General features: G+C 73.6%; 27 protein-coding genes, 1 pseudogene and 1 riboswitch. Of the genes and pseudogenes, 17 read left to right on the top strand and 11 right to left on the bottom strand.

Translation table 11 applies throughout. The features are described from left to right. Positions 1–240 precede the first annotated feature (240 nt). Both AB0637_RS08780 and AB0637_RS08775 read left to right on the top strand, forming a co-directional pair. A complete protein-coding gene (locus tag AB0637_RS08780; protein WP_366171352.1) occupies positions 241–660 on the top strand; it encodes an Hsp20 family protein in 420 nt (139 codons plus the stop codon). A 2-nt stretch (positions 661–662) separates the two neighbouring features. Continuing rightward, the gene (locus tag AB0637_RS08775; protein WP_366171351.1) at positions 663–980 is read left to right on the top strand and encodes a hypothetical protein; all 318 of its coding nucleotides are present in this window, start codon (positions 663–665) and stop codon (positions 978–980) included. On the opposite strand, the gene AB0637_RS08770 is transcribed toward AB0637_RS08775, so the two are convergent. Then, positions 944–1,699: an SDR family NAD(P)-dependent oxidoreductase gene (locus tag AB0637_RS08770; RefSeq protein ID WP_366171350.1), complete on the bottom strand. Its 756-nt coding sequence runs from the start codon at positions 1,697–1,699 to the stop codon at positions 944–946. The two genes, AB0637_RS08775 and AB0637_RS08770, sit on opposite strands and share 37 nt — an antisense overlap. Before the next feature lie 160 nt (positions 1,700–1,859). Between AB0637_RS08770 and AB0637_RS08765 the strand changes: the two genes are divergently transcribed. The 9 genes from AB0637_RS08765 to AB0637_RS08725 all read left to right on the top strand — a co-directional run bounded on the left by AB0637_RS08765 (position 1,860) and on the right by AB0637_RS08725 (position 7,574). Beyond that, a complete protein-coding gene (locus tag AB0637_RS08765) occupies positions 1,860–2,444 on the top strand; it encodes a CDP-alcohol phosphatidyltransferase family protein (RefSeq protein ID WP_366171349.1) in 585 nt (194 codons plus the stop codon). Next, positions 2,441–3,328 (top strand): DUF881 domain-containing protein, encoded by an 888-nt coding sequence (locus AB0637_RS08760; protein ID WP_366171348.1) that lies wholly within the window; start codon positions 2,441–2,443, stop codon positions 3,326–3,328. Before AB0637_RS08765 ends, AB0637_RS08760 begins: the two co-directional genes overlap by 4 nt. Before the next feature lie 11 nt (positions 3,329–3,339). After that, a complete protein-coding gene (locus tag AB0637_RS08755) occupies positions 3,340–3,672 on the top strand; it encodes a small basic family protein (protein ID WP_366171347.1) in 333 nt (110 codons plus the stop codon). A 14-nt stretch (positions 3,673–3,686) separates the two neighbouring features. Next, positions 3,687–4,439: a DUF881 domain-containing protein gene (locus AB0637_RS08750; protein WP_366171346.1), complete on the top strand. Its 753-nt coding sequence runs from the start codon at positions 3,687–3,689 to the stop codon at positions 4,437–4,439. Positions 4,440–4,480: 41 nt separating this feature from the next. Then, a complete protein-coding gene (gene gcvH, locus AB0637_RS08745; RefSeq protein WP_366171345.1) occupies positions 4,481–4,864 on the top strand; it encodes a glycine cleavage system protein GcvH in 384 nt (127 codons plus the stop codon). A 255-nt stretch (positions 4,865–5,119) separates the two neighbouring features. Continuing rightward, complete coding sequence (locus tag AB0637_RS08740; protein WP_366171364.1) at positions 5,120–5,536, top strand: FHA domain-containing protein; 417 nt, start codon at positions 5,120–5,122, stop codon at positions 5,534–5,536. Between the two features lie 41 nt (positions 5,537–5,577). Beyond that, positions 5,578–6,273, top strand: a complete 696-nt coding sequence (locus tag AB0637_RS08735) for a MerR family transcriptional regulator (RefSeq protein ID WP_366171362.1) — start codon at positions 5,578–5,580, stop codon at positions 6,271–6,273. A gap of 52 nt (positions 6,274–6,325) precedes the next feature. Beyond that, positions 6,326–6,811: a bifunctional nuclease family protein gene (locus AB0637_RS08730; RefSeq protein WP_366171344.1), complete on the top strand. Its 486-nt coding sequence runs from the start codon at positions 6,326–6,328 to the stop codon at positions 6,809–6,811. A gap of 148 nt (positions 6,812–6,959) precedes the next feature. Continuing rightward, on the top strand, positions 6,960–7,574 hold the full coding sequence (locus AB0637_RS08725; RefSeq protein ID WP_366171343.1) for a MerR family transcriptional regulator: 615 nt from the start codon (positions 6,960–6,962) through the stop codon (positions 7,572–7,574). Between the two features lie 112 nt (positions 7,575–7,686). Here AB0637_RS08725 and AB0637_RS08720 read toward each other — a convergent pair whose 3' ends face one another. Together AB0637_RS08720 and AB0637_RS08715 are read right to left on the bottom strand one after the other, a co-directional pair. Further along, on the bottom strand, positions 7,687–8,370 hold the full coding sequence (locus AB0637_RS08720) for a hypothetical protein (protein ID WP_366171342.1): 684 nt from the start codon (positions 8,368–8,370) through the stop codon (positions 7,687–7,689). Positions 8,371–8,491: 121 nt separating this feature from the next. Continuing rightward, positions 8,492–9,274 (bottom strand): ParA family protein, encoded by a 783-nt coding sequence (locus AB0637_RS08715; RefSeq protein WP_366171341.1) that lies wholly within the window; start codon positions 9,272–9,274, stop codon positions 8,492–8,494. A gap of 83 nt (positions 9,275–9,357) precedes the next feature. Further along, a riboswitch (glycine riboswitch) is annotated at positions 9,358–9,453 on the top strand. 115 nt (positions 9,454–9,568) lie between these two features. Between AB0637_RS08715 and gcvP the strand changes: the two genes are divergently transcribed. The 5 genes from gcvP (at position 9,569) to AB0637_RS08690 (ending at position 16,075) form a co-directional block, all read left to right on the top strand. Beyond that, complete coding sequence (gene gcvP, locus AB0637_RS08710) at positions 9,569–12,418, top strand: aminomethyl-transferring glycine dehydrogenase (RefSeq protein ID WP_366171361.1); 2,850 nt, start codon at positions 9,569–9,571, stop codon at positions 12,416–12,418. Between the two features lie 35 nt (positions 12,419–12,453). Then, on the top strand, positions 12,454–12,939 hold the full coding sequence (locus AB0637_RS08705; RefSeq protein WP_366171340.1) for an NfeD family protein: 486 nt from the start codon (positions 12,454–12,456) through the stop codon (positions 12,937–12,939). A gap of 19 nt (positions 12,940–12,958) precedes the next feature. Beyond that, the gene (locus AB0637_RS08700; RefSeq protein ID WP_366171339.1) at positions 12,959–14,014 is read left to right on the top strand and encodes an SPFH domain-containing protein; all 1,056 of its coding nucleotides are present in this window, start codon (positions 12,959–12,961) and stop codon (positions 14,012–14,014) included. 124 nt (positions 14,015–14,138) lie between these two features. Continuing rightward, positions 14,139–15,662, top strand: coding sequence for a cryptochrome/photolyase family protein (locus AB0637_RS08695; protein ID WP_366171338.1), 1,524 nt, complete (start codon positions 14,139–14,141; stop codon positions 15,660–15,662). Continuing rightward, positions 15,659–16,075 carry a PPOX class F420-dependent oxidoreductase gene (locus AB0637_RS08690; protein ID WP_366171337.1) on the top strand — a complete coding sequence of 139 codons (417 nt, stop codon included), beginning with the start codon at positions 15,659–15,661 and terminating at the stop codon, positions 16,073–16,075. The genes AB0637_RS08695 and AB0637_RS08690 overlap by 4 nt, the downstream gene beginning before the upstream one ends. A gap of 15 nt (positions 16,076–16,090) precedes the next feature. Here the strand turns inward: AB0637_RS08690 and AB0637_RS08685 are convergent, their stop codons facing one another. The 4 genes and pseudogenes from AB0637_RS08685 to AB0637_RS08670 form a co-directional block, all read right to left on the bottom strand. Then, positions 16,091–16,825 carry a RibD family protein gene (locus AB0637_RS08685; RefSeq protein WP_366171336.1) on the bottom strand — a complete coding sequence of 245 codons (735 nt, stop codon included), beginning with the start codon at positions 16,823–16,825 and terminating at the stop codon, positions 16,091–16,093. Positions 16,826–16,828: 3 nt separating this feature from the next. Then, positions 16,829–17,404: pseudogene (ribA, locus tag AB0637_RS08680) on the bottom strand (GTP cyclohydrolase II); the annotation flags it as partial. Between the two features lie 86 nt (positions 17,405–17,490). After that, positions 17,491–17,904, bottom strand: coding sequence for a SufE family protein (locus tag AB0637_RS08675; RefSeq protein ID WP_366171360.1), 414 nt, complete (start codon positions 17,902–17,904; stop codon positions 17,491–17,493). Positions 17,905–17,960: 56 nt separating this feature from the next. Beyond that, positions 17,961–18,878 carry a sulfurtransferase gene (locus tag AB0637_RS08670; RefSeq protein ID WP_366171335.1) on the bottom strand — a complete coding sequence of 306 codons (918 nt, stop codon included), beginning with the start codon at positions 18,876–18,878 and terminating at the stop codon, positions 17,961–17,963. A 149-nt stretch (positions 18,879–19,027) separates the two neighbouring features. On the opposite strand from AB0637_RS08670, the gene zapE reads away from it, so the two are divergent. Continuing rightward, positions 19,028–20,089: a cell division protein ZapE gene (gene zapE / locus AB0637_RS08665; protein ID WP_366171334.1), complete on the top strand. Its 1,062-nt coding sequence runs from the start codon at positions 19,028–19,030 to the stop codon at positions 20,087–20,089. Between the two features lie 5 nt (positions 20,090–20,094). Here the strand turns inward: zapE and AB0637_RS08660 are convergent, their stop codons facing one another. The 4 genes from AB0637_RS08660 to treY are packed head-to-tail and all read right to left on the bottom strand — an operon-like array spanning position 20,095 to position 26,099. Continuing rightward, the gene (locus tag AB0637_RS08660) at positions 20,095–21,156 is read right to left on the bottom strand and encodes a HoxN/HupN/NixA family nickel/cobalt transporter (RefSeq protein ID WP_366171333.1); all 1,062 of its coding nucleotides are present in this window, start codon (positions 21,154–21,156) and stop codon (positions 20,095–20,097) included. Positions 21,157–21,211: 55 nt separating this feature from the next. Then, entirely contained in the window at positions 21,212–21,859 is a 648-nt protein-coding gene (locus tag AB0637_RS08655; RefSeq protein ID WP_366171332.1) for an NUDIX hydrolase N-terminal domain-containing protein, read from the bottom strand. Next, positions 21,856–23,607, bottom strand: coding sequence for a malto-oligosyltrehalose trehalohydrolase (gene treZ / locus AB0637_RS08650; protein ID WP_366171331.1), 1,752 nt, complete (start codon positions 23,605–23,607; stop codon positions 21,856–21,858). The genes AB0637_RS08655 and treZ overlap by 4 nt, the downstream gene beginning before the upstream one ends. A gap of 50 nt (positions 23,608–23,657) precedes the next feature. Further along, a complete protein-coding gene (gene treY / locus AB0637_RS08645; protein ID WP_366171330.1) occupies positions 23,658–26,099 on the bottom strand; it encodes a malto-oligosyltrehalose synthase in 2,442 nt (813 codons plus the stop codon). Positions 26,100–26,116 lie beyond the last annotated feature (17 nt).

The following is a 26,116-nucleotide window of genomic DNA, read 5'->3' as shown; positions in this document are numbered from 1 at the left end:
GGCGAGACCAGGACTGCAGCTGGTCCCGCTCGGCCTCGGTGAGCTGGATCTCTGGTGGTTTCGGTCCGCGTACGCGTGCCATCGCCCCAGCTTACTAAGCCGACAAGGAATTAACGACTCACGACACTAGACCCTCTTGCGCTCGCGGGGGCGGAGTGCTACATCAGTGGTGTGGGAACCGGCCCGGTCCGGTTCCCGACCGGTAGCGCATCTCCTTCTCTCGCACTGGAGGTGGTGGCCATGTTGATGCGCACTGATCCCTTCCGCGAGCTCGACCGGCTCACGCAGCAGGTCCTCGGGACGACGGCTCGGCCGGCGGTCATGGCGATGGACGCCTGGCGCAGCGGTGACGAGTTCGTCGTGGAGTTCGACCTCCCCGGCGTGGACCCCTCGACCGTCGAGCTCGACGTGGAACGGAACGTCCTGACGGTCCGGGCGCACCGCCCCGTCCACGAGGGCACCGAGGAGATGATCGCGGCCGAACGCCCCCGCGGGGTCTTCAGCCGCCAGCTCATCCTCGGCGACAACCTCGACACCGAGCGGATCTCCGCGAACTACGCCAGCGGGGTGCTCACCGTGCGCGTCCCCGTGGCGGAGCGGGCGAAACCGCGCCGGATCACGGTCGAGACGTCCGACCAGCAGCAGGCGATCGGGGCCTGACCGTGGAGGCGGTCGTCCCCGCGGCGGTCTCGGCCCGGGCTGCGGAGCTCCCGGTCGACTGGGACGCCGAGTTCTGGGCCATCGTCGCCGAACTGGAGTCGACGGGCGGCACCCCGGCCCGCGGCCTCGCCGGCTGCCTGACGCGCTGCCACCGCCGGGGTGGGTTCCCGCCCACCCCGCGCGGCCGCCGCGATCCGGCGGGGCGGTGGCGGCCGGTGGTCCGGCGGCCCACCGGCCGGGAGCGCTCGCCCCCGGCCGGTCAGCCGCGGGCTCCGCGCGAGGTTCAGTGCGCCGAGTACCCGCCGTCGACGAGGTGGTAGGAGCCCGTGACGAACGAGGCCGCGTCGCTGACGAGGAACGCGGTCAGCGCGGCGACCTCCTCCGACGTCCCGAGCCGCCCGGTCGCGTGCTGGGCGGCGAGGGCGTCGAGGGTCGCCGCGTCCAGGGACCGTTCGACGAGCGGCGTGCTGATGAACCCCGGGCCGACCGCGTTCACGCGGACCCCCTGGGCGGAGTACTCCAGGGCCGCCGTCTTCGTCAGCCCGACGACGGCGTGCTTCGTCGCGACGTAGGCCGACGACTGCGCGATGCCGACGCTGCCCAGCACCGAGGCCATGTTGACGATCGCGCCGCCGCCGGCGGCGACCATGGCGGGGATCTGGGCCTTCAGCCCGTGGAAGACCGCGTTGAGGTTGACGTCGACGACGCGGAGCCAGCCCTCGGTGGAGCAGTCGGCGACCGCGGCCGCCTCCCCGCCGATGCCGGCGTTGTTCACGGCGACCTTGAGGGGACCCATCCGGCCGGCGGCGGCGACGAGCTCGGCGTGCACGGCCGGGTCGGCGACGTCGGCCACGGCGGCGGCGGCCGTCCCGCCCGCGGCGGTGATCTCGTCGGTGACGCGCTGCGCCGCGTCGGCGGACAGGTCCGCCACGAGGACGGCGGCGCCGTTGCGGGCCAGTTCGAGCGCGACGGCGCGGCCGATGCCGGACCCCGCCCCCGTCACGAGAGCGGAACGGTCGGCCAGGTCGTAGGTGGGCACGGGGATCTCCTCGGATCAGTGAACTACAGGTGTCGGACAACGCTCCGACGATACGCCGGTCGGCCGGACCGCCGCGTGGGGGGCCGTAGGCTGCAGGTCCCCCCGCGAACCGGAACAGCGGGGGCCGGAACAGCGGGTGATCGAGGGGCGGGACCAGAGGGTGGCGACGGCGCAGGGACAGGTCGTCAGCAACCGCGTCCTCACCGTCCCGAACGCGCTGAGCTTCCTGCGGCTCCTCCTCGTCCCCGTCTTCGCGGTGCTCATCGTCCAGCGCCAGGACGGCTGGGCCCTGCTCGTCCTCGCGGTCAGCGGCGCGAGCGACTACCTCGACGGCAACCTCGCCCGCCGGTGGAACCAGGTCACGCGGCTCGGCCAGGTGCTCGACCCCTTCGCCGACCGGCTCTACATCCTCACGACGCTGCTGGGCCTGGGGTACCGCGGGCTCGTCCCGTGGTGGCTCGTGGTCGTCCTCGTCGCACGCGACCTGACGATGGTCGCGACCCTGCCCGTCCTGGCCCGCCTCGGCCACAGCGCCCTGCCCGTGCACTTCCTCGGCAAGGCCGGCACGTTCTGCCTCCTCTACGCCTTCCCGCTGCTGCTGCTCGGGCAGGTGTCCACGACGCTCGCCCTGCCCGCCGGTGCTCTCGGCTGGGCCTTCGCCCTGTGGGGGACGGGCCTGTACTGGTGGGCGGGGATCCTCTACGTCCAGCAGGTGGTCCAGCTCTGGCGGGCCGAGCACCGGTGACCTCCCTGCGTTCCCTGGGGCGCTCGCTGCTGCACCCGCCGACGCGCCCCGTCGACCCGCACCGGGACCCGGCCGCCAGCACGCGGTTGCTCACCGAGGTCATGGAGCGACCGCTCGACCCGGGGTACGCCGCGGCCGCCCGTCGCCGCGCGGAGACCGGGACGCCCCCCACCCGCTCGGCCCGCACCGCGACCGTCGTCGCGCTCCTGGCCGTCGGCGTGCTCTTCGCCGCGGCCGGGCTGCGCGCCGCGGCCGCTGAACCCGCCGCCGACCGCGGCCGCACCCAGCTCGCCCAGCGCATCGAGGACGGCACGGCCCGCGCCGACGACCTCGCCACCCGGGCGAGCACCCTGCAGGCCGACAACGCCCGCCTCGCCGCCTCCCTGGGTGGGGCCCCCGTCGCCTCCGCCGACGCGGCGGCGTCCGGGCTGCAGGTCGCGGCCGCGGCGACCCCGGTGACGGGACCGGGGCTGCAGGTCGTCCTCGACGACGCCGCGACCCCCGACGGCACGACGGGCACCGCCGCGACGTCGGGGCGCGTGGTCGACCGCGACGTCCAGCTCGTCGTCAACGGGCTGTGGGCCGCCGGTGCCGAGGCCGTCGCCGTCAACGGCCAGCGGCTCGGGGCCCTGTCCTCCATCCGGGCCGCGGGCGAGGCCGTCCTCGTGGACTACCGCCCGCTCACCCCGCCGTACACCGTCTCGGCCGTGGGCGACCCGACGGCGATGCAGACCGCGTTCGCGAGCTTGGTCGCCGGCCGCTACCTGCAGGTGCTGCGCGACAACTACGGCATCCGCACGCAGGTGGCCACCGCCGACCGGCTCGACCTGCCCGCCGCGCGCCTGGACCTGCGGTTCGCCCGGGCCGGCGCGGCGGGGAAGTAGGGTTCGGCCACGTGATCGCAGCCGTCGGACTCGTCGTGGGCGTCGTCGTCGGGGTGCTCCTGCACCCCGAGGTGCCCGTCGTGCTGCAGCCGTACCTGCCGATCGCCGTCGTCGCCGCGCTCGACGCCGTGTTCGGCGGGTTGCGCGCCGTCCTCGACGGCATCTTCGACGACAAGGTCTTCGTCGTCTCGTTCCTGTCCAACGCGGTCGTCGCGGCGCTCATCGTCTACCTCGGCGACCAGCTCGGGGTCGGTTCGCAGCTCTCCACCGGGGTCGTCGTCGTCCTCGGCGTCCGGATCTTCTCCAACGTGGCCGCGATCCGCCGCCACCTGTTCAACGCCTGATGGGCACACCCCTGGTGAGCCCTCCGGCCGACGGCCGCCGCAGCCCCTGGCGCCGGTTGTGGCGCGCCGCCTCCCCACGCGCGACCCGGGGGCAGCTGCTGGCCGGGGTCCTCTGCGCCGCACTGGGTTTCGGGGTCGTCGTGCAGGTGCGGCAGACCGACACCTCGGGACTGGCGGACCTGCGCGAGAGCGACCTCGTGCGCATCCTGGACGACACGACCGACCGCGGTGACCGTCTCGCCGGGGAGGTCCAGGACCTCGAGGCGACCCGGCGGGACCTGACCGAGGGGTCCGACCGCGCCGCCGCCGCCCAGCAGGCCGCGGCCGCCCGTGCCCAGGAGTACGGCCTCCTCGCGGGCACGCTGCCGGCGCACGGACCGGGGATCGTGGCGACCATCACCGACCCCCGCGCCGCGCTGCGCTCGACGAACCTCATCCAGCTCGTCCAGGAGCTGCGCGACTCCGGTGCCGAGGGGATCCAGATCGGGCAGACCCGGGTCGTCGCGCAGACGGCGTTCGCCGACGGCTCCGGCGGCGTCCTCGTCGACGGGCGCCTGGAGGCCTCCCCGTACGTCGTGACGGTCATCGGCGACCCCTCCACGCTGGCCACGGCGCTGGACATCCCGGGCGGGGTCCGGGAGACGCTGCGCTCGGCCGGGGCCGACCTCGTCGTGGACCAGCGCCCGGGTGAGGACGGCGTGTCGGTGACCGCCTTGCACGCCGTCTCGGCGCCTCAGTACGCTCGCCCGGCGTCGCCGCAGCAGTGATCCGCGGACGCGTCCCCGTCCTGTGAGGAGTCCTGCGCCCCATGTCGAACGTCCCCGCCGACCTGCGCTACACCAGCGAGCACGAGTGGGTGCGCGTCGAGGCCGACGGTTCCGTCCGGGTCGGCATCACCGACCACGCGCAGGACCAGCTCGGCGACGTCGTCTACGTGTCCCTGCCCGCCGAGGGTGAGCAGGTCTCCGCCGGCGGTGCCGTCGGCGAGGTCGAGTCGACCAAGAGCGTCAGCGAGATCACGGCCCCCGTCTCGGGCTCGGTCACCGGCCACAACCCCGGCCTGGAGACGCGTCCGGACCTCGTGAACAGCGACCCGTACGGCGAGGGCTGGATGTTCACGATCACGCCCACCGACCCGGCCGAGCTCGACGCGCTGCTCGACGCCGAGGCGTACACCGCCCACGCGGGCTGACCCCACCCGTCCCCGCCGGGGACCCGGTCGCCGGGCCGGCCGACACGCGGGCTGACCTGCGGGGTCGGGCCCGGCTACTGTGGACCTCGAAGATCCGAACGCGACCGCCCACCTGCCGTCGGTGGTCGCGTGCTCTGCCAGTGAGAGGTGGTGTCGATGTCCGCGCCGGGCTCTGAGTCGACCAACGGGCCGACGGGTTCGGAGGAGGGTGCGCCACCCGGACGTCCGGGCCAGGAGCGGCCCGTGGACTCCACGATGTCCTTCGCCGGCCTCGCCGTGCCGGAGGTGCACGAGAGCGCCGAACGGGGCCTGACCGCCGACGACACCGAGGCGATCGACGCGCTGCCCGCCGGGTCCGCGCTCCTCGTCGTGCGCCGCGGTCCGAACGCGGGGTCGCGCTTCCTGCTCGACGCCGAGCGGACGTCCGCCGGACGGCACCAGACGAGCGACATCTTCCTCGACGACGTCACCGTCTCCCGCAAGCACGCCGAGTTCGTGCGCGCCCCGGACCCGCAGACGGGTCCCGGGTTCCGGGTCCGCGACGTCGGCAGCCTCAACGGCACGTACGTCAACCGCGAGCGGATCGACGACGTCCTGCTCGCCGCGGGCGACGAGGTCCAGATCGGCAAGTACCGGCTCGAGTACCACCCGAGCCCGCGGGTGCACCCGTGAGCGCAGCGGGCGCGCGGTCCCTGGACCCGAGCCAGCCGCGGATGACCATCGGGGAGGTCATGGCGATCCTGTCGCCGGAGTTCTCCGACCTCACGATCTCCAAGATCCGCTTCCTCGAGGAGCAGGGGCTCGTCGAACCCGGTCGCACGCCGTCGGGCTACCGGAAGTTCTCCTCCGACGACGTCGACCGGTTGCGGTACGTCCTGTCCGCGCAGCGCGACCACTACCTGCCGCTGAAGGTCATCCGCGAGCACCTCGAGGCCCTCGACCGCGGCCTGGAGGTGCCGGACCCCGTCGAGGTGTCCGAGCGGGTGGCGCCGCGCGTGCCGGGCACCGAACCGCCGGCCACGGCCGGGGTCGACCGCTTCGACGGTCGGGCCGCGGGGCTGCGCCTCACGCGCGGGGAGCTGCTGCGCGAGTCCGGTGTCGACGTCGAGCTCCTCGACGCCCTCGAGGGGTACGGCGTCCTCTCGCCCGCCCCGGGTGGTCCCTGGTACGACGGCGAGGCCCTCGAGGTGCTGCGCGCCGCGGCGGCGCTGGCCGCGCACGGCATCGAGGCCCGTCACCTGCGCATGTTCCGCACGGCCGCCGACCGCGAGGTCGCCCTCGCCGACCAGGTCGCCGCGCCCCTGCAGCGGACCGGGCAGCGCGACCAGGTCGCCCGTGAGATCGCCGCCGCCGGCCTGCGGCTGCACACCGCCCTCGTCGCGGGGGCCCTGGGGCGCACCGTCCGCTGACCCCGACGGTTCCGGGCCGGTGGTCGGCCCGGGCGGGGGGTACGGTGAACGGGTGCGAGCGCTCGATGTCGTCGGTGTGAGGGTCGAGATGCCCTCGAACAACCCCATCGTCCTGCTGCGGGAGCGGGACGGTGACCGCTACCTGCCCATCTGGATCGGCGCGCCCGAGGCCAGTGCGATCGCCTTCGCCCAGCAGGGCGTCGTCCCGCCGCGGCCGCTGACGCACGACCTCCTCAAGGACGTCATCGAGGCCGTCGGCCGGCGTGTGGAGGAGGTCCGGATCGTCGCGGTCAAGGACAACGTCTACTACGCCGAGCTGGCCTTCGACGGCGGACTGACCGTCAGCTCCCGGACCTCCGACGCCATCGCCCTGGCGCTGCGCGTGGGCTGCCCCATCGTGGGCGCCGAGGGCGTCCTGGACTCCAGCGGTGTGCCCGTCCCCGACGAGGACGAGGACGAGGTGGAGAAGTTCCGCGAGTTCCTCGACCAGATCACGCCGGAGGACTTCGAGTCCGGGTCCGGGTCGGAGGAGCGCTGAGGGTCTCCGCGGGGGAGCGGTCACAGAAGGGTCACGGACCGCGCCACGCCGCGCGCCTCGTTGACGCTCCGGGGGTGCTCTTCTACGGTCGGTGTGCAGGACGCTCCCGGACGAATCCTCGTCGGGTGGCGATGACGAGGAGGCCGGCGTGAGCAGTGGCGACGCAGTCGCGGGGTCGTCGCGGAAGGTGTCCCGACCCGTGCGTGCACAGGGGCTGCTCTTCGCCGAGGACCTGCCGGACCTCGACGAGGAGGTCGGGTACCGCGGTCAGACGGCGTGCAAGGCCGCCGGCATCACCTACCGTCAGCTCGACTACTGGGCGCGGACCGGGCTCGTGGAGCCCAGCGTGCGCGGTGCCTCCGGCTCCGGCTCCCAGCGCCTCTACGGCTTCCGCGACATCCTCGTCCTGAAGGTCGTGAAGCGGCTCCTGGACACCGGCGTCTCGCTGCACCAGATCCGCACGGCCGTCACGCACCTGCGCGAGCGCGGTGTCGACGACCTCGCCCAGATCACGCTGATGTCCGACGGGGCCAGCGTCTACGAGTGCACCTCCGCCGACGAGGTCATCGACCTCGTCCAGGGCGGTCAGGGCGTCTTCGGCATCGCCGTCGGGCGCGTGTGGCGCGAGGTGGAGGGTGAGCTGGCGTCGTTGCCGAGCGAACGTCCCACCGACCGCGAACCGGCCGAGACCGCCGCGACGGACCCCGCCGTCGTCCTGGCCGACGAGCTCTCCCGTCGCCGCGCCGCCCGCGAAGCCGGCTGACCCACCCGTTCCGACCCGCGCCATCCTCACGCTCCGTCACCACGGACGCGGCTGAGGAGGACGCGTCGCAGGGTGAGGGGCGGGCCTCCCGGGGACGGGTGGGCCCGCCGCCTCAGTCGAGCAGTTCGGCGCGGGGGAGCGCCTGCAGTGCGAAGGGGTCCGTCACCCAGTCGTGCGCGTCGGGCAGCCACATCACCGCCGCCATCAGTGAGTCCGCCCACGTGCTGAGCAGCTCGTCCAGCCCCACGCGCCAGGCGTGCTGGTAGCTCTCCCCGTCCTCCATGAGCATGAGCTGCTCGACGACGGCGCGGCTGGATCCGAGCCGGACGGCGATGAGCTCCTCGTCGCGGGCGAACAGCGGGAGCAGCGCCGGCGGGGCCGCGATGCCCGGACCCTGACCCGACGCCCGGGCGACGGAGTCGTCGAGCCGGAGGGGCACCCAGCCGCCGGGGCCGACCGTGGGCGAGCTGGTCCGGAACGTCGTCCGCACGGGGTCGACCCCGTCGACGGCGCGCCACCAGGCGCGAGCGGCACGGGGGATGAGCAGACCCATCTGCCGTTCCACCGCGTCGAGCTGGGCGTCGTCCACGCCGGGGCGCAACCGCGTCGCGATGTCGGCGCCGGACCGGGTCCAGTGGGCGCGCAGCCGCTGCACGAGCGCCGTGATCCGGTCGGCTTCGGGGTCGACGGGAACGGCGAGACGGCCGGACGCCGGCGGTGCCGCGGCGCGGGCGGGGCGGACGACGCGCGCGTCGGCGGGAGCGGACCCGGAGAGGGGGGTGTTGGACGACGTCACGAGACCTCCTTGGACCCGCAGCGTGCGCGGGGAGAGCGGGGGCGGCACCAACAGGACGATCGAACGCACAGCCCGTCGTTCGACGGTAGACGGAGAGCGATCTTCCTGCACGTTCTGACGTCTAGAACTGCGGCCCGGTTCCGCCCGGACCGGCCAGGACCGCGTCGAGCAACGTGTCGAACTGCGCCGCAAGGGTTTTGGCTGTGCGGGTCTTGAGCGTGTGCAGGGGGACGCCGGCCCCCTGGGACTGAGGGACGGACACGCGGTCGGGCAACGGCTCCAGGACGAGGTTGCCGAACAGGCCCCGCAGCTCCTCGAACCGGAAGCGCTGTTCGCCCGAGCGCTGCGTGAAGCGGTTCACGACGATCCCCACGATGCGCGGACCGGAGCGCAGCGCACGGACCTCGCGCACGGTGCGGTCGACCGCCGCGACCGAGAACCGGCTCGCGTCCGAGACGACGAGCACCGCGTCGGCGGCCCGCCAGGCCGAACGGGTCAGGCCGTTGAGCGAGGGGGGTGTGTCGAGGATCGCCAGGTCGTGGTCGTCGAGCTTGCGCAGCGCGCGCCGCAACGCCTTGAGCTCCTCCTCGTCGGCGTCGGGGGTGTCCCGGCGGGCGGACGCGGCGGACCCGCCGACGACGTCGAGCAGTCCCGGGTGGTCGTCGACCCAGCCGCTGGGCGCGACGGCGTCCTCGGCGACGCTGCGCTTGGGTGAGGCGAGGACGGCGGCGAGGTCGTGCGGGCGCTGCGCGGTGACGTCGAGGCCCGAGGTCGCGTCCGCCTGCGGGTCGAGGTCGACGACGAGGGTGCTGGTCCCGCGGGCCAGGGCGGCCGAGGCGAGCCCGAGCACGACCGAGGTCTTGCCCACACCGCCCTTGGCGCTGCAGACGGCGAGGGTGATCACGGGCACAACCTAGCGTCGGGGCGCCGGCGGTGCCCCACGCCCGGGACGCGGCGGGACCGGACGGTAGACTGCAGGCGAGCCGTTCACCCCGCGAGGGAGAGACTCCGACCCCTGCGGGCCGGGGCGCCGAAGGGGCAACATCCCCGGAACCTCTCAGGCGGAAGGACTTCGTGGGGCAGGCCGCTCTGGAACGTGCCCTTTCGTGGTGCGTGACAGACGGGGAGGTCCGTCCGCGCAACGCCAGACCTCCGGAGCGTCATGACCCCCTCTGTGCCGACCACGCCGTCCGTCCCCGTGGCCACCGAACTCCCCGAGTTCACGCCCGAACCCACCGCCCTGCCGTTCAGCGCCCGCCACATCGGCCCCGACGCGGCAGCCGTGGCCCGCATGCTCGACGTCGTCGGGCTGTCCTCCCTGGACGAGCTCGTCGACCGCGCCGTCCCCGCCGGCATCCGCGACGGCGTCCTGGACCTGCCCGAGGCCCTCGACGAGACCTCGGTGACGGCGGCCCTGCGCGCCCTCGCCGGCCGCAACCGCGTCGTGCCGTCCCTCATCGGCCTCGGGTACCACGGCACCCGCACCCCGGCCGTCGTGCGCCGCAACGTCCTGGAGGACCCGGCCTGGTACACGGCCTACACGCCCTACCAGCCGGAGATCTCCCAGGGCCGGCTCGAGGCGCTGCTGAACTTCCAGACCGCCGTCACCGACCTCACCGGTCTGGACATCGCCAACGCCTCGCTGCTCGACGAGGGCACCGCGGCGGCCGAGGCGATGACGCTGGCGCGCCGCACCTCCAAGGCGCCGAAGGGCGCCGTCTTCGCGGTCGACGCCGACGTCCTGCCGCAGACCCTGGCGGTCCTGCGCACCCGCGCCGTGCCGCTCGGGCTCGACCTGGTCGTGGTCGACCTCGACGCGCCGGACCCGCTCGCGCAGGTCGGTGACGTCTTCGGTCTCCTCGTGCAGTACCCGGGCACGTCGGGCCGGGTCCGCGACCTGGCGGCCGTCGTCGCCGACGCCAAGGCCCGCGGCGCCGTCGCGGTCGCCGCCGCCGACCTGCTGGCCCTCACCGTCCTCGTCCCGCCGGCCGAGTTCGGCGTCGACGTGGCCGTCGGGTCCAGCCAGCGCTTCGGCGTCCCCATGGGCGCCGGCGGCCCGCACGCCGCGTACATGGCCGTCCGCAAGGGCCTCGAGCGCTCGCTGCCGGGCCGCCTCGTGGGCGTCTCGGTCGACGCGGACGGGAACAAGGCCTACCGGCTGGCGCTGCAGACGCGCGAGCAGCACATCCGCCGCGACAAGGCGACGTCGAACATCTGCACCGCCCAGGTGCTCCTGGCCGTCATGGCCGGCTGCTACGCCGTCTGGCACGGGCCGGACGGCCTGCGCGCCATCGGTCTGCAGGTCGCCCGGCGCGCCGCGGCGCTCGCGCAGCAGTTGCGCGACGGCGGCGTCGAGGTCGTGCACGCGGAGTTCTTCGACACGGTCCTGGCCCGCGTGCCCGGCCGTGCGGACGCCGTCGTGGCCGCGGCCCTGGAGGCCGGGGTGAACCTGCGCCGCGTCGACGCCGACCACGTCGGGATGAGCCTCGACGAGACGACGTCGGAGGCGCACGTCGAGGCCGCCCTGCGCGGGTTCGGCCTCGAGCCGGTCGAGGTCGCTGCCGAACCGGCCCTGCCCGCGCACCTGCGCCGCACGTCGGAGTTCCTCACCCACCCGGTGTTCTCCCAGCACCGCTCCGAGACGGCCATGCTGCGCTACCTGAGCCGGTTGTCCGACGCCGACTACGCGCTCGACCGCGGCGCGATCCCGCTGGGGTCGTGCACGATGAAGCTCAACGCGACGACCGAGCTGGAGCCGATCTCCTGGCCGGAGTTCGCCGACCTGCACCCCTACGCCCCGGCCGACCAGCTCGCCGGGACCGCGGAGCTCGTCGCCGACCTCGAGCGCTGGCTCGCGGAGGTCACCGGCTACGACGCCGTCTCGCTGCAGCCCAACGCCGGGTCCCAGGGTGAGTTCGCGGGCCTGCTGGCGATCCGCGCCTTCCACGTCGCCCAGGGGCACGGGGAGCGCACGGTCTGCCTCATCCCCAGCTCCGCCCACGGCACGAACGCCGCCAGCGCGGTCATGGCCGGGCTCAAGGTCGTCGTCGTCGCGTGCGACGAGGCCGGCAACGTGGACCTGGACGACCTGCGCGCCAAGATCAGCCTGCACCAGGACGACCTCGCGGCCCTGATGGTGACCTACCCGTCCACGCACGGTGTGTACGAGGAGTCGATCCGCGAGGTCTGCGCCCTCGTCCACGGCGCCGGCGGCCAGGTGTACGTCGACGGCGCGAACCTCAACGCCCTCGTGGGCCTGGCCCGTCCCGGGAAGTTCGGTGCGGACGTCTCGCACCTGAACCTGCACAAGACGTTCTGCATCCCCCACGGCGGCGGTGGACCGGGCGTCGGCCCCGTCGCGGTCCGCTCGCACCTCGCCCCGTTCCTGCCCTCGACCAGCCCCGACTCCGACGGGGTCGGGATGGTGTCGGCCGCGCCGTTCGGTTCCGCGGGGATCCTGCCGATCCCGTGGGCGTACCTGCGGCTCATGGGCCCGGACGGCCTGCGTGCGGCCACCGTCCAGGCTGTGCTGTCGGCGAACTACGTGGCGGCGCGGCTCTCGGCCGCGTTCCCCGTCCTGTACCGGGGCCCGGGCGGGCTGGTCGCCCACGAGTGCATCCTCGACCTGCGGCCGATGACGAAGGCCACCGGCGTCACGGTCGACGACGTCGCCAAGCGCCTGATCGACCACGGGTTCCACGCCCCGACGATGTCGTTCCCCGTCGTCGGCACGCTCATGGTCGAACCGACCGAGAGCGAGGACCTCGCCGAGCTCGACCGGTTCTGCGACGCCGTGCTCGCCATCGCCGCCGAGGTGCAGGAGATCGCCGACGGCCGCTGGGCCGTGGAGGACTCCCCCCTGCGGCACGCCCCGCACACGGCGGCCTCGCTCGTGGGGGAGTGGAACCACCCGTACACGCGGGCCGAGGCGGTCTACCCGGCCGGGATGGACCCGCGCGGGAAGTACTGGCCGCCGGTGCGCCGCATCGACGGTGCGGCGGGGGACCGCAACCTCGTCTGCTCCTGCCCGCCGCTGTCGGAGTACTGACGGATGCGTAGGATCACCGCCAGGGGGTGATCACCGTGGAGTTCCTGGACGCCTTGCTCGACCGCAGCTGGTTGCTGTGGATCGCGGCCGCGCTCGTCCTGGGAATCCTGGAGATCACCGCGATCGACCTGGTCTTCGCCATGCTCGCCGGCGGCGCCCTCGCGGGCGCCGCCGCCGACGCGTTCGGGCTCGGTTTCGTCTGGCAGGTGCTCCTGGCCGCCGTCGTCGCGGCCCTGCTCATCGGGACCATCCGGCCCGTCCTGCTGAGGCGGTTGCGGATGCCGCCGGTCGGCACCACGAACGCGGCCGCGCTCGTCGGGCGCCCCGCGCTCGTCCTCGCCGACGTGACCGTCCGCGGCGGCCAGGTCAAGCTCGCCGGTGAGACGTGGTCGGCGCGGTCGGCCGGTCCGGCGTTCACGGCCGGTGACGACGTGGTGGTCACGGCCATCGACGGCGCGACGGCCGTCGTCGGCCCCCTGCCCGCAGCTCCACCGCCGACGGCGATCCCGGAGGAACCCTGATGGACCGAGAGGCACGCTGATGGACAACGTCGTGACCCTGATCGTCCTGCTGCTCGTCGTCCTGTTCGCGGTGACGGTGGTCGTGCGGACGATCCGGATCGTCCCGCAGGCCACGGCCGTGATCGTCGAACGCCTCGGCCGGTACTCCCGGACCCTGGACGCCGGGCTGCACTTCCTCGTGCCGTTCATCGACAAGGTCCGAGCGAACGTCGACCTGCGCGAACAGGTCGTGTCGTTCCCGCCGCAGCCGGTCATCACGTCCGACAACCTCGTCGTGAGCATCGACACGGTCATCTACTACCAGCCGACCGACCCGAAGTCCGCGACGTACGAGATCGCGAACTACATCCAGGGCATCGAGCAGCTCACCGTCACGACGCTGCGCAACGTCATCGGGTCCCTCGACCTCGAGCAGACGCTGACCAGTCGCGACCAGATCAACGGGCAGTTGCGCGGGGTCCTCGACGAGGCCACCGGACGCTGGGGGATCCGCGTGAACCGCGTGGAGCTCAAGGCGATCGACCCGCCCGCCAGCGTGCAGGACTCGATGGAGAAGCAGATGCGCGCCGAACGCGACCGGCGCGCCGCGATCCTCAACGCCGAGGGGTCAAAGCAGTCCCAGATCCTCACGGCCGAGGGCGAGAAGCAGTCCTCGATCCTGCGGGCCGAGGGTGCCGCGCAGGCCGCGATCCTGCGGTCCCAGGGTGAGGCGAAGGCGATCACGACGGTGTTCGACGCCATCCACCGCGGCGACCCCGACCCGAAGCTGCTGGCCTACCAGTACCTGCAGACGCTGCCGCAGATCGCCAAGGGCGACGCGAACAAGGTGTGGATCGTGCCGAGCGAACTCAACGACGCCCTCAAGGGTTTCGGGTCGATGTTCGCGGCCCACGGCGGCCCCGCGGCCGAGGCCCCGCGCCGCCGCGACGCCCAGGACGGCGGGGACGGTCACGACACGGGGCTGCCCGATGTCGTCCTGGAGGACCCCGCCGAGGCGCTCAAGCGCGCCCGCGAGGAGGCCGCCGGCGCCGCCCGCGACGCCGAGGGCGCGACGCGGCTGACCAAGGAGGACTGACAGCCCGCGGGGCACCCGGTGGGGTGTCCCCGTGGGTGCGGGCGTCGGCCGACGCGGGTGTCGGTTCGCGAGGCGGTCCCGCTCCCGACGTGCCGAGGCGCGGGTTCCTCGTCAGAGTGAGGTCGTGCCGACCCCTGACGAGCCGATCGCGCTGCCGGAGCGGTCCCCGGACACGCGGCGCTGGCTGTTCGCCGACCAGCTCGGCCCGCACTTCCTCGACGTGCCCCGTCAACCGGTGCTGCTGCTGGAGTCCGTCGACGTGTTCCGCCGCGGCCGCTTCCACCGCCGCAAGGCGCACCTCATCCTCTCGGCGCTGCGCCACCGGGCCGCGGAACTGGGGGACCAGGCCGTCTTCGTCCGTGCGCGCACCTACCGCGAGGGGCTCGCGGAGTGCGGGGAACCCGTGAGCGTCTGCGACCCGACGTCGTACGTCGCGCGCCGCTTCGTCCGGCGCCTGGACGACGTCGAGGTCCTCGCGTCCCGGGGCTTCGTCGTCTCCGAGGGGCAGTTCGCACACTGGGCCGAGCAGCGCGGCGAGAAGCGGCTGCTCATGGAGGACTTCTACCGCGACGTCCGCCGTCACCACGGTCTGCTCATGGACGGCGACAAGCCCGTCGGCGGGTCGTGGAACTACGACCACGACAACCGCGAGGGACCGCCGAAGAAGCGGACGGCGCTCGACGTCCGCGAACCGTGGTGGCCCACCGAGGACGAGATCGACGAGGAGGTCCGCGCCGACCTCGACCGCTGGGAACGCGACGAGGGCGTGGAGTTCACGGGGAACGACGGGCCGCGCCGGTTCGCGGTGACCCGCCGTGAGGCGCTCAGCGGGTTGCGGCGGTTCCTCTCCGACCGGCTCGAGCTGTTCGGCGTCTACGAGGACGCGATGATGGCGCAGGACCCGTGGATGTCGCACTCGTTGTTGTCCGTGCCGCTGAACCTCGGCCTGCTCGACCCCGTCGAGGTCGCGCACAAGGCCGAGGAGCACGGCCGGAAGAACGACGTCCGGCTCGCGTCGGTCGAGGGTTTCGTGCGCCAGGTCGTCGGCTGGCGCTCCTACACCTGGCACCTCCACTGGCACCTCGGGGAGGACTACAAGCGCCGCAACGCGTTGGGGGCCACGACGGAGCTGCCCCGCTGGTTCGCCGACCTCGACGCGGACGCGGTGGAGGCGAACTGCCTGAAGCACGTCCTGGCCGGGGTGCGGGACGAGGGGTGGGTGCACCACATCCCCCGGTTGATGGTCCTGGGGAACTGGGCCCTGCAGCGCGGGTACCAGCCGGCGGACCTGGCCGACTGGTTCTGGCGCAACTTCGTCGACGGCTACGACTGGGTCATGACGACGAACGTCGTCGGCATGTCGCAGCACGCCGACCACGGCGTCCTGGCCACCAAGCCGTACGCCTCCGGGGGCGCGTACATCGACCGGATGAGCGACTTCTGCGGGGGGTGTCGCTACGATCCCAAGGTGCGGGTCGGGGAGAACGCGTGTCCCTTCACCGCCGGGTACTGGAACTTCCTCGCGGGCCACCGCGAGCAGCTCGAGGGCAACCGCCGCATGACCCAGGCCCTGCGGGGCCTGGACCGGCTGCGCGACCTCGAGGGCGTGCTGCACCAGGAGTCCGAGAGAGGGAGTGGTCCGCCGTGACCGAGGTCGACAAGGGACAGCGGGTGACGGACCTGCTCGCGCGCACGTCCTTCGTCCTCGTGACGACGTTCCGCAAGGACGGTCGGCTCGTCCCGACCCCGGTCTGGTCGGCGCCGCTGGGCGACGGCCGCCTGGTGTTCGTCACCCAGGACACCACGGGGAAGGTCAAGCGCCTGCGCCGCGATCCGCACGTCCTGCTCGCCCCCTGCAGCCGCCGCGGGAAACCCCTGGGACGCCCCGTCGACGGGACCGCCGAGGTGCTGCCGGACGACCTGCTGCCCGAGGTCGAGCGCGTCCTCGCCGACAAGTACGGCCTGCAGTTCCAGCTGTTCGGCAAGGTCGAGTCGCTCATGCAGCGCCGGGGCCGGATGACGGGCCGGCGCATCGGGGTCGCCCTCACCGTCACGGGCTGAGCGGCCCGCCCCTCCTCACCCCGCGCGCAGGTCCAGTTCGAAGCAGACGTCGTCTCCGAACAGGTGCCGGCGCGCCGGGGGCCGCAGGCAGTTCCGCAACGGCCCGACGTCGGTCAGGGCCAGGCCGCGTCGCCCGCCGCGCCCGACGACGAGCGGGGCGATGGTGAGGAACAACCGGTCGACGAGCCCCGCGTCGACCCACTGGCTCACCGTGCAGCCGCCGCCCTCGACGAGGACGCGGCGCAACCCGCGCTCGCGCAGCACCCCGAGCACCGCCGCCGGGTCCCGGGCCACGTCACCGCGCACGTGGACGGTGGCCGGGTCCGCGAGGACGGCGCGGTCGGCCAGGCTGTCGCGCGGGTCCAGGACCACGCGCACGGGGTTCGGGCCCGTCACGGCCCGCACCGTGAGCTGCGGGTCGTCGGCGTCCACCGTCCCCGGCCCCACGACGACGGCGTCGACGAGGGCCCGCAACCGGTGCAGGTGCTCGCGGTCGGCGTCGCCCGTCACGAAGTTCGAGTCGCCAGACGCCGTCGCGATGCAGCCGTCCAGGCTCTGCCCCAGCTGGGCGACGACCCCGCGGCGGCCGGCGAGCAGCAGCGGCGCGTAGCGGTCGACGAGCTCACCCCCGGCCCGGGCGCGCAGCCCGGCGGCCACGAGGACCGGGTCCTCCTCCCGGGCGAGCTCGAGCAGCGCCGCCCAGTCGCCCAGCCCCGTCGCAGGAGCCGGGGAGACGGTGTCCGTCCGCACGGGTCAGCCCATCCCGGGCAGGCGGTGCCCCATCCGGTCGCGCTTGGTGCGCAGGTACCGCAGGTTCTCGCTCGTCGCGGCCACGGGCAGGTCGCGGCGACGCACCACCGGTACGCCGTGCGCCTCCAGCGCCTGCACCTTCACGGGGTTGTGCGTCATGAGCTCGACGTCGCGCACCCCGAGGTCGCGCAGGACGGCCGCGGCACCGGTGTAGTCGCGGGCGTCGACGGGCAGGCCGAGGTCGAGGTTGGCCTCGACGGTGTCGCGCCCGCGCTCCTGCAGGGCGTAGGCCGCGATCTTCTCGGCCAACCCGATGCCGCGGCCCTCCTGGCCCCGCAGGTAGAGCACGATCCCGCGCCCCTCGGCGCTGATCGCGTCGAGGGCGGCGTGCAGCTGCGGACCGCAGTCGCAGCGCAACGACCCGAGCACGTCCCCGGTCATGCACTCGGAGTGCATCCGCACGAGCACCTCGTGCCCGTCACCGACCTCCCCGGTCACGAGAGCGAGGTGCTCGGGGCCGTCGGCCTGGCGGTACGCCACGGCCCGGAAGGTCCCGGAGGTGGTGGGCAACTGCGCCTCACCGACCCGGACCACGGGCAGGGACGGGTGGTGCCCCAGCAGCTCACTGTTCGACTCCTGGAGATCTGTCACGTGCGTTCCCTCCGTCAGGTCGCGGTCGCGACCCTCACTTGGCGCTTCACACGCGCCAGCATCCCGGTCATGCCCCGCATCCGGAGCGGGCTGACCGCTCGTTCCAGCCCCAGCCGGTGGCACACGTCCGCCGGCAGGTCCAGCACGACCTGCGCGGGCAGACCCTCGAGACCCTCCTGCAGCACGCCCGCGAAACCCCGCGTCGTGGGTGCCTCCGGCGGTGCGGAGACGTGCAGGTGGACCGCCGAGGAACCGTCGACGTCGACGGTGAGGAAGACGGGTGACTGGCACTCGTCGACCCGTTCCATCTTCTCGAGGTGACCCTCGAACTCCGGCGGCAACGGGCGCAGCCCCTGGCTGAACTCCAGGAGGAGCTGCAGCCGTTCGCGTTCGGGCAGGGCCTGGAAGTCCTCGACGATCTCGGCCATCGCCGGGGGCAAACCGGCGGTGGGGGAGTCGTCCAGACCGTCCGTCACGACGTCGCTCACGCGGACGTCCCCGCGACGGAACCCTTCTCCGGGCCCTTCGCGATGGGCACCCGGACGGCGTTGCCCCACTCGGTCCAGGACCCGTCGTAGTTCCGGACCGATCCGAAGCCCAGCAGCTGCGACAGCACGAACCACGTGTGGCTCGACCGTTCCCCGATGCGGCAGTAGGCGATCACGTCGTCGTCGGGGGACAGGCCCTTCTCGCCCTGGTAGATCGCCTCGAGGTCCGCGCGCGCTTTGAACGTGCCGTCCTCGGCGGCCGCCCGGGCCCACGGGACGCTGTCGGCGCCGGGGATGTGACCACCGCGGACCGTCCCCTCCTCGGGGTAGTCGGGCATGTGCGTGCGCTCACCCGTGTACTCCTGCGGGGAGCGGACGTCGACGAGCTTGCCGCCGCCGGGTGCCTGGACGTGGGCGAGGACGTCCTCCTTGAACGCGCGGATCGCGGAGTCGTCGCGCTCGACGACGGGGTAGTCCGTCGTGGGGCGCTGCGGGGCGTCCGTCGTCGTCTCGCGGCCCTCGGCGATCCACTTGGCGCGACCACCGTCGAGCAGGCGCACGTCCGGGTGGCCGAAGAGGGTGAACACCCACAGGGCGTAGGCGGCCCACCAGTTGTTCTTGTCGCCGTAGACGACGACGGTGTCGTCGCGGGAGATCCCCTTGGCCGCCATGAGGCGCGCGAACCCCTCGCCGTCGACGTAGTCGCGGGTCACGGCGTCGTTGAGCTCGGTGTGCCAGTCGACCTTCACCGAACCGGGGACGTGACCCGTGTCCCACAGCAGGACGTCCTCGTCGCTCTCGACGACGACGAGCCCGGAGTCCCCGAGGTGCTCGGCCAGCCAGGCCGTCGTCACGAGCTTCTCGGGGTGCGCGTACGCGGCGAGCTTGGCGTCGGTGTCCAGCGGCGTGCTCACGGTCGGTCCTCCAGCGATCGGCGGGCGGTGGCGGTCGGGCCACCGCGACACCCCGTCCAACCCGGGAGTCGCTGGCTTCGTTCCCGCCGTCCGCGATCCTGCCAGACCCCTCCGACACCGCCAGTCCGCGTTCACTAGTCTGGTCGGTCGTGACCGGATCCCTCCCGCGGCCCGAGGCCGGACTGGACTCCCTGGCCGACCGCAACCCGCGGGTCCCCCCGGAACAGCTCGTCGCCGAGCTGGTGCCGCCGCCCCGCTTCGCCGACGTGCGCTTCTCCACCTACGTGCCCTCGCCCGAGCACCCGTCCCAGGCCGAGGCCGTGGCCGGGATGTCCGCCTTCGGGGCCTCCGTCGTCGCCGGCGACTCCGGCCGCAAGGGCCTGTTCCGGCGCCGCAGCGCGCCGTCCGGCCCGCCGGGGATGTACCTCGACGGCGGGTTCGGCGTCGGCAAGACGCACCTGCTGTCCTCGCTGTACCACCAGGTGGTCACCGAGGGCGGCCGGCGGGCCGCCTACGGCACCTTCGTCGAGTACACGAACCTCGTCGGCGCACTCGGGTTCCTGCCCGCGGTGGAGGCGCTGGCCCCGCACCACCTCGTCTGCATCGACGAGTTCGAGCTCGACGACCCCGGTGACACGGTGCTCATGTCCCGGCTCATGCGCGAGCTCGTCGACCGCGGGGTCAAGCTCGCCGCCACGTCCAACACGCTGCCGGGCGCGCTGGGGGAGGGCCGCTTCGCCGCGCAGGACTTCCAGCGCGAGATCCAGGCCCTCGCCGGGCAGTTCGCCGTCCAGCGCGTCGACGGCGAGGACTACCGCCACCGCGGTCTGCCGGCCGCCCCCGCCCCCCTGTCCGACGACGACGTCCGTCGCGTCGCGGCCGCCCGGCCGGGGGCGACGTTCGACCCGTTCGGGCGAGTGCTGGCGCACCTGGCCGAGGTCCACCCCAGCCGCTACGGCGCCATGGTGGGTTCCACGAGCGCCGTGTGCCTGCAGGGGGTCGGGACCGTCAGCGACCAGATGGTGGGGCTGCGCCTCGTCGTGCTCGCCGACCGGCTCTACGACCGGGACATCCCCGTCGTGGCCTCCGGCGTGCCCTTCGACTCCGTCTTCACCGAGGAGCTCCTCGGCGGCGGCTACCGCAAGAAGTACCTGCGTGCGGTGTCGCGGTTGTCCGCCCTGGCCCGCGACGGCGCGGCGCTCGCGGGGTAGGCGCCTCAGGCCGGTTCGTGCGAGGCGCGGCGGGCCGGTGACGACCGCTGGGTCGCCCGCCACCACACGAGCGCGGCGACCCACACCACGACGAACAGGCCCGCCACGGCGTACCCGACGTGCTCGGTGTCCAGACCCGACACCCACGTCGTCGGACCGTCGTGCAGGCCCAGCTCCTCGTGCAGCACCGTCGTCAGCTGCACGGTGCCGATCCCGAGCGCGACGGCCACCGAGACGCCCGTCACGACCCCGTTGTAGGCCAGGCGCCGCAACGGGTTCGCCAGCGCCCAGTCGTAGGCGAGGTTCATGAACGCCCCGTCGAGGGTGTCGAACAGGCTCATCCCCGCGGTGAACAGCACGGGCAGGACGAGGACGGCGTACCAGGGCAGCGTCACCGCGGCCGTGCCGGCCAGCACGAGCAGGGCGACCTCGGTGGCGGTGTCGAACCCGAGCCCCATGAGGAGCCCGGCGGGGTAGACCTGGCGCGGGGACCGGATCCGGCTCGTGAACCGGCGCAGGACGCGCGCGACCGCCCCGTCGAGGGCGAGGCGCTGCTGCAGCGCGGCGTCGTCGAGCTCGCCGCGTCGGCGACGGCGCGCGGTGCGCAGGATCCCGGCGAGGGAGACGAGGTTGACGAGGCCGATCACCCACAGGAAGACGCCGGCCGCCGACGTGCCGAAGACGCCCAGCGCGTCGTGCGCGGTGGAGCCGTCGCTGACGAGGGAGGAGGCGAACCGGGCCCCCGTCGCGACGACGACGGCCATCGCGAACACCACGCTGGAGTGGCCCAGGGAGAACCAGAACCCGACCGACAGCGGCCGCTGCCCGTCACCCGTGAGCTTGCGCGTCGTGCCGTCGATGACCGCGATGTGGTCGGCGTCGAAGGCGTGCCGGACCCCGAAGACGTACGCCGTCAGGCCCAGGCCCCAGCCGAAGACCTGCTGGCCCACCGAGTATCCGTGCGGCACGACGAAGAGCCCGAGCACGCCCCAGCCGACGACGTGCAGCGCCAGCACGACCCCCAGCAGTCGCAGCAGTCGGCGCGAGTCGTCGCGGGTCCAGCGCACGGGAGGGGCTCCAGCCTGTTGCGGTTCACTTGCAACAGCCGAGACTAGACCCCGCCTAGTCCCACTCGGTCGGCAGCGTGGGCTCGCGGTGGTGGGCGAGCAGCCGCTCCAGCTCCCAGCGGCTGATCCGGCGCTCGGACAGCGCGGGCAGCTCGTCGAGGCCGAACCACCCCACCTCCAGCGTCTCCAGCTCGCTCGGCGGCACCCGTTCACCGGTGACGCGGCACAGGAAGTAGAGGTGGAAGACGCTCACCGGCATGGGCGGCTGCTTGCCGCGCGCGTCCCGCTCCCACACCCCGACGACCTTGACGGCCTCCACGGGCCAGCCCGTCTCCTCCAGCACCTCGCGCTCGGCCGCGGGGCCCGGGCGGTCCCCGGGGTCGGCCCACCCGCCGGGCAGCGACCACAACCCGTCGCTGCGCTCGCGCAGCAGCAGGAACCGCTCGCGCTCGTCGAGCACACCCGCCCGGACGTCGACCTTCGGCGTCGCGTAGCCGGTGTCAGCGTCCAGGACGGCCCGCAGGACGTCGCGCGGGGTCGTCGAGACCGCCGCCAGGAGGTCGGCCGCGAGCTCGGTGAGCTCGCGGTACCGCGCCGCGTCGTAGTCCTTCGCCGGGTCCCCGACCGCGTACGTCAGCCCGTCCTGCGCCAGCGCGGCGATGCGGACCGCGGCCTGGCGGACCAGGTCGGCGGGCTCCGTCACGCGACGCGGACCACGACGACGCCCTCGGACGCCGTCCGGACCCCGTCGCCGAGCAGCTCCGGTGCAGCGCCCTCCGACCAGGCCGCGACGACCTCGACGGGCGTCCCCGCCACGTCGACGTCCGCGCCGGCCCCGAGGGTGACGACGACACGGTGGTCGCCGCGGTGCAGGACCAGCGAGCCCCTCCGGCCGTCGCCCTGCACGTCCACCCGCACCGCGCTCAGGTCCGCGTCCGCGAGGGCGGGGACGGACCGCCGCAGACCGGTCAACGTCCGGTACCAGGCCAGCATCCGGGCGTGGCCGTCGTGCTCCACCTCGTCCCAGTCCAGGACGGAGGCCTCGCGCGTCGCCGGGTCCTGCGGGTCGGGCACGTCCTCGGCGTCCCAGCCGTGCTGACCGAACTCGCCGCGACGGCCCTCGCTGACGGCCTTGCCGAGCTCGGGGTCGGGGAAGCTCGTGAAGAACTGCCACTTGGTCGAGGCGTTCCACTCCTCGCCCATGAACACCATGGGGGTGAACGGCCCGAGCAGGTACAGCGCGGCGCCGGCGGCCTGCCGGGCGGGCGTGAGCAGGTGCCCGATGCGGTCGCCCACCGCGCGGTTGCCCACCTGGTCGTGGGTCTGCAGGTACCCCAGGAACGCGGTGCCCGGGACGACGGACCGGTCGACCTCCTTCCCCCACACCTCCCCGCGGAACGTGGAGAACCGCTCGGCGTGGAAGAACGCCTCCTCGAACGTCGTCGCCACGACCTCGGCGTCGCCGAAGTCGGCGTAGTACCCCTGACGTTCCCCGGTGAGCCAGGCGTGCAGGGCGTGGTGGACGTCGTCGTCCCACTGCGCGGTCATCCCGCGACCACCCTGCGCCGTCGGCGTCACCATGACGGCGTCGTTGAGGTCGGACTCGGCGACGAGGCCCAGGGGACGCCCGAGGTCGGCGGACAGGGCCGCGGTCTCGTCCGCCAGCTGCTGCAGCACGTGCCGGTCGGAGTCGTCGACCAGGGCGTGGACGGCGTCCAGGCGCAGGGCGTCGACGTGGAAGTCCCGGAACCAGCGCAGCGCGTTGTCGCAGATCCACCGCCGCACCTCGACCGACCCCGTGTCGTCGAGGTTCACCGCGGCGCCCCACGGGGTGTCGTGCTTCTCGGTGAAGTACGGGCCGAACTCGCCCAGGTAGTTCCCGCTCGGACCCAGGTGGTTGTAGACGCAGTCGAGCGCCACGGCCAGACCCCGTGCGTGGCAGGCGTCGACGAAGGCCGCGAGACCCTCGGGACCCCCGTACTCGTGCTGCACCGCGTACGGCGCGACACCGTCGTACCCCCAGTTCCAGGGGCCGTCCCACGCCGAGACGGGCAGGACCTCGACGACGTCGACGCCGAGGTCGACGAGGTGGTCCAGCTTCTGGACAGCGGCTGCGAACGTCCCCTCGGGGGTGAACGTCCCGACGTGCAGCTCGTAGACGACGGCGCCGCGGACGTCGCGGCCGGCCCAGTCGCCGTCGGTCCAGGAGAACGTGGCCGGGTCCACCACGGCGCTGGCGGCGTGCACGCCGTCGGGCTGCCACCCCGTGCGCGGGTCGGGACGTTCGTCGCCGCCGTCGAGGCGGAACGCGTACCGCGCTCCGTGGGCCGCGTCGGCCTCGACCGACCACCAGCCCTCCCGCGGGGACCCGGTGGGCTCCATGGCCACCGCCGCCCCGTCGAGGACGAGTTCCACCTCTTGCGCGCGCGGCGCCCACACTCCGAACTGCATGGCCACAGCCTGTCCGAAGTGCGGGCGCGCGGCGACCGGAGCCGCCCCCCTCAGCCGGCGCGGACCAGCAGCGCCACCGGGAGGTCGGTCAGCAGGTCGGCGATGCGCACCGAACCACCGTCGACGACGGGGCCGGAACCCGTCACGTCGACGAGGTTGCGCCACCGCCCCTCGGGCAGCGTCAGCGTGTGCTCGCCCCAGCCACCGTTGCGGTGCAACGACACCGGCAGACGAGTCGCCACGGCCACCACCTCGGGGGCGTCGGCCGGACCGCGGGAGAACGCCAGGGCGTTGCCGCTGGAGGTGGGCACGGGGGAGTAGTCGCCCCCGACGAAGGCCGCGGGGCGGTCCCGGCGCACCCGCAGCGCCCGCGAGACCACGAGCAGCTTCTCGTCGTGCAGGTCCGAGGGTGCTGACCCGGAGTCCAGGGACGTCAGCCGACGGCGGCGGTCGGCGTAGTCGACGGGCCGGCGGTTGTCCGGGTCCACGAGGGACAGGTCCACGACCTCGGTGCCCTGGTAGACGTCCGGGACCCCCGGCATGAGCAGCTGGACGAACTTCTGTCCGAGCACCGCCACCCGGGCCGCGGACGCCGTGAGCTCGACGAACTCCGCGACCGCGGCGAGCACCGCGTCGTCGGCCAGCACCCCACGGGCGAACTTCTCCACCGCGGTTTCGTACGCCTCGTCCGGCGAGGTCCACGTCGTGTGGTCCTTGGCCTCGCGGGTCGCCTTCTGCAGGTAGGCCAGCAGCCGGTCGACCGCCAGGGGGCCCTCGGCCCCCCAGGTCCCGAAGACCGTCTGCCACACGAGCAGTTCGGTCCGCGCGTCGAGTTCGGCGTCCCGGTGCTCGGCGGCCAGGTCCCGCCAGGACGCGACGGCCCCGGCCCACTCCTCACCGAACTCCGACAGGACGGACAACCGCGCCCGGACGTCCTCGCTGCGCTTGGTGTCGTGCGTGGACAGCGTCGTCATGGTGGCGGGCCAGTCCCGGGCGAGGCGGGCGGCGAACGCGTGGAACTCCTCGGGGGAGATGCCGAAGCGCGTGGGGTCACCGCCGACCTCGTTGAGCGAGCTCAGCCGGAACCAGCGGTAGAACGCCGTGTCCTCGATGCCCTTGGCCATGACCGGTCCGCAGGTCTGCTGGAAGCGCACGACGAACTCGGCCGCGCGCGGGTCCTCGCCCCCGACCCGCCCGAGGGCGAGGTCCACGACGACCGCGAGGGTGTCGTGGCGTTCGGCGGGCAGGCGCGTGCGCGCCCCGGCGGCCGCGTGGTCCAGGACCGCGACGGCGTCCTCGGGAGCGGTCTCCCCGGGGACGACGTACGCGCGGTACTGGTCGACCGCGACGAGCAGTTCGACCACGGCCTCGTGCAGACCGCGGCGGGTGTGGTCGCGCAGGTTGACGTCGTCGTGGCAGATGCCGGCCAGGAGTTCGACGAGGCGGTGCACCTCGGCGTACAGGCCGTTCTCGACGACCTCGCGCTTGGCCTCCTCGACGACCGAGGCGAACGGCACGGCCGTCCCGGTGAGCGCCGCGTAGGACGTCGAGAGCGGTTCGGCGCCCGCGGGGTCCAGGAACACCCCGCCGATGCGCTGCAGGGCGTCGTACCCGGTGGTGCCGGCGCAGGCCCAGTCGGTGGGGAGCAGTTCGTCGCCCTCGAGGATCTTCTCCACGACGACCCACGCGCTGGGACCGTCGCCCTCGCGGGTGGCGGCGGCCAGCCGCTCCAGGTACCCGCGCGGGTCGGCGAGCCCGTCCGGGTGGTCGATCCGCAGCCCCTGCAGCGACCCGTCGTGCACGAGCTCCAGCAGGAGCCGGTGCGTGGCGTCGAAGACGGCGGGGTCCTCCACGCGCACGGCGGCGAGGGTGTCGACGTCGAAGAAGCGCCGGTAGTTCAGCTCCTCGTCCGCCACCCGCCAGTGCGCCAGCCGGTACCACTGCCGGTCGACGAGCTGCTCGAGCGGGAGGTCCTCGGTGCCCGGCCGCACCGGGAACACGTGGTCGTAGTACCGCAGGACGGGTTCCTCGCCGGAGCGGTCCAGGGACAGCTCACCGGCGGCCAGGACCTGCCCGATCCGCTGGCCGAGGACGGCCATGAGGATCGCGCGGTCCGGGACCGACCAGTCGACGTCGAACCACGAGGCGAACGGTGAGCCGGGGCCCTCGCGCAGGACCGACCAGAGCTGGGCGTTGTCGCTCGCCGGGGTCGGGACGGCGACGTGGTTCGGCACCACGTCGGCCACCGCCCCCAACCCGGCCCCGCGCAGCCGCGCCGAGAGCCGGTCGAAGGCCGGGCGCCCGCCCGCCTCGGGGTTCAGCTGCGAGTGGTCGACGACGTCGTACCCGTGGGTCGACCCCGTCGCGGGCGCCAGCACGGGGGAGAGGTAGGCGTGCGAGACCCCGAGGGCGGCGAGGTGCTCCGCCTGCTCGGCCGCGTCGTCGAACGTGAACGCGGGCTGGATCTGCAGGCGGTAGGTGCCCGTGGGCACCACCGACGGACGGTAGG

This window comes from Kineococcus sp. NPDC059986 (assembly GCF_040702905.1).
Lineage (GTDB): Bacteria > Actinomycetota > Actinomycetes > Actinomycetales > Kineococcaceae > Kineococcus.
This window is presented reverse-complemented; position numbering and strand designations above follow the sequence as displayed.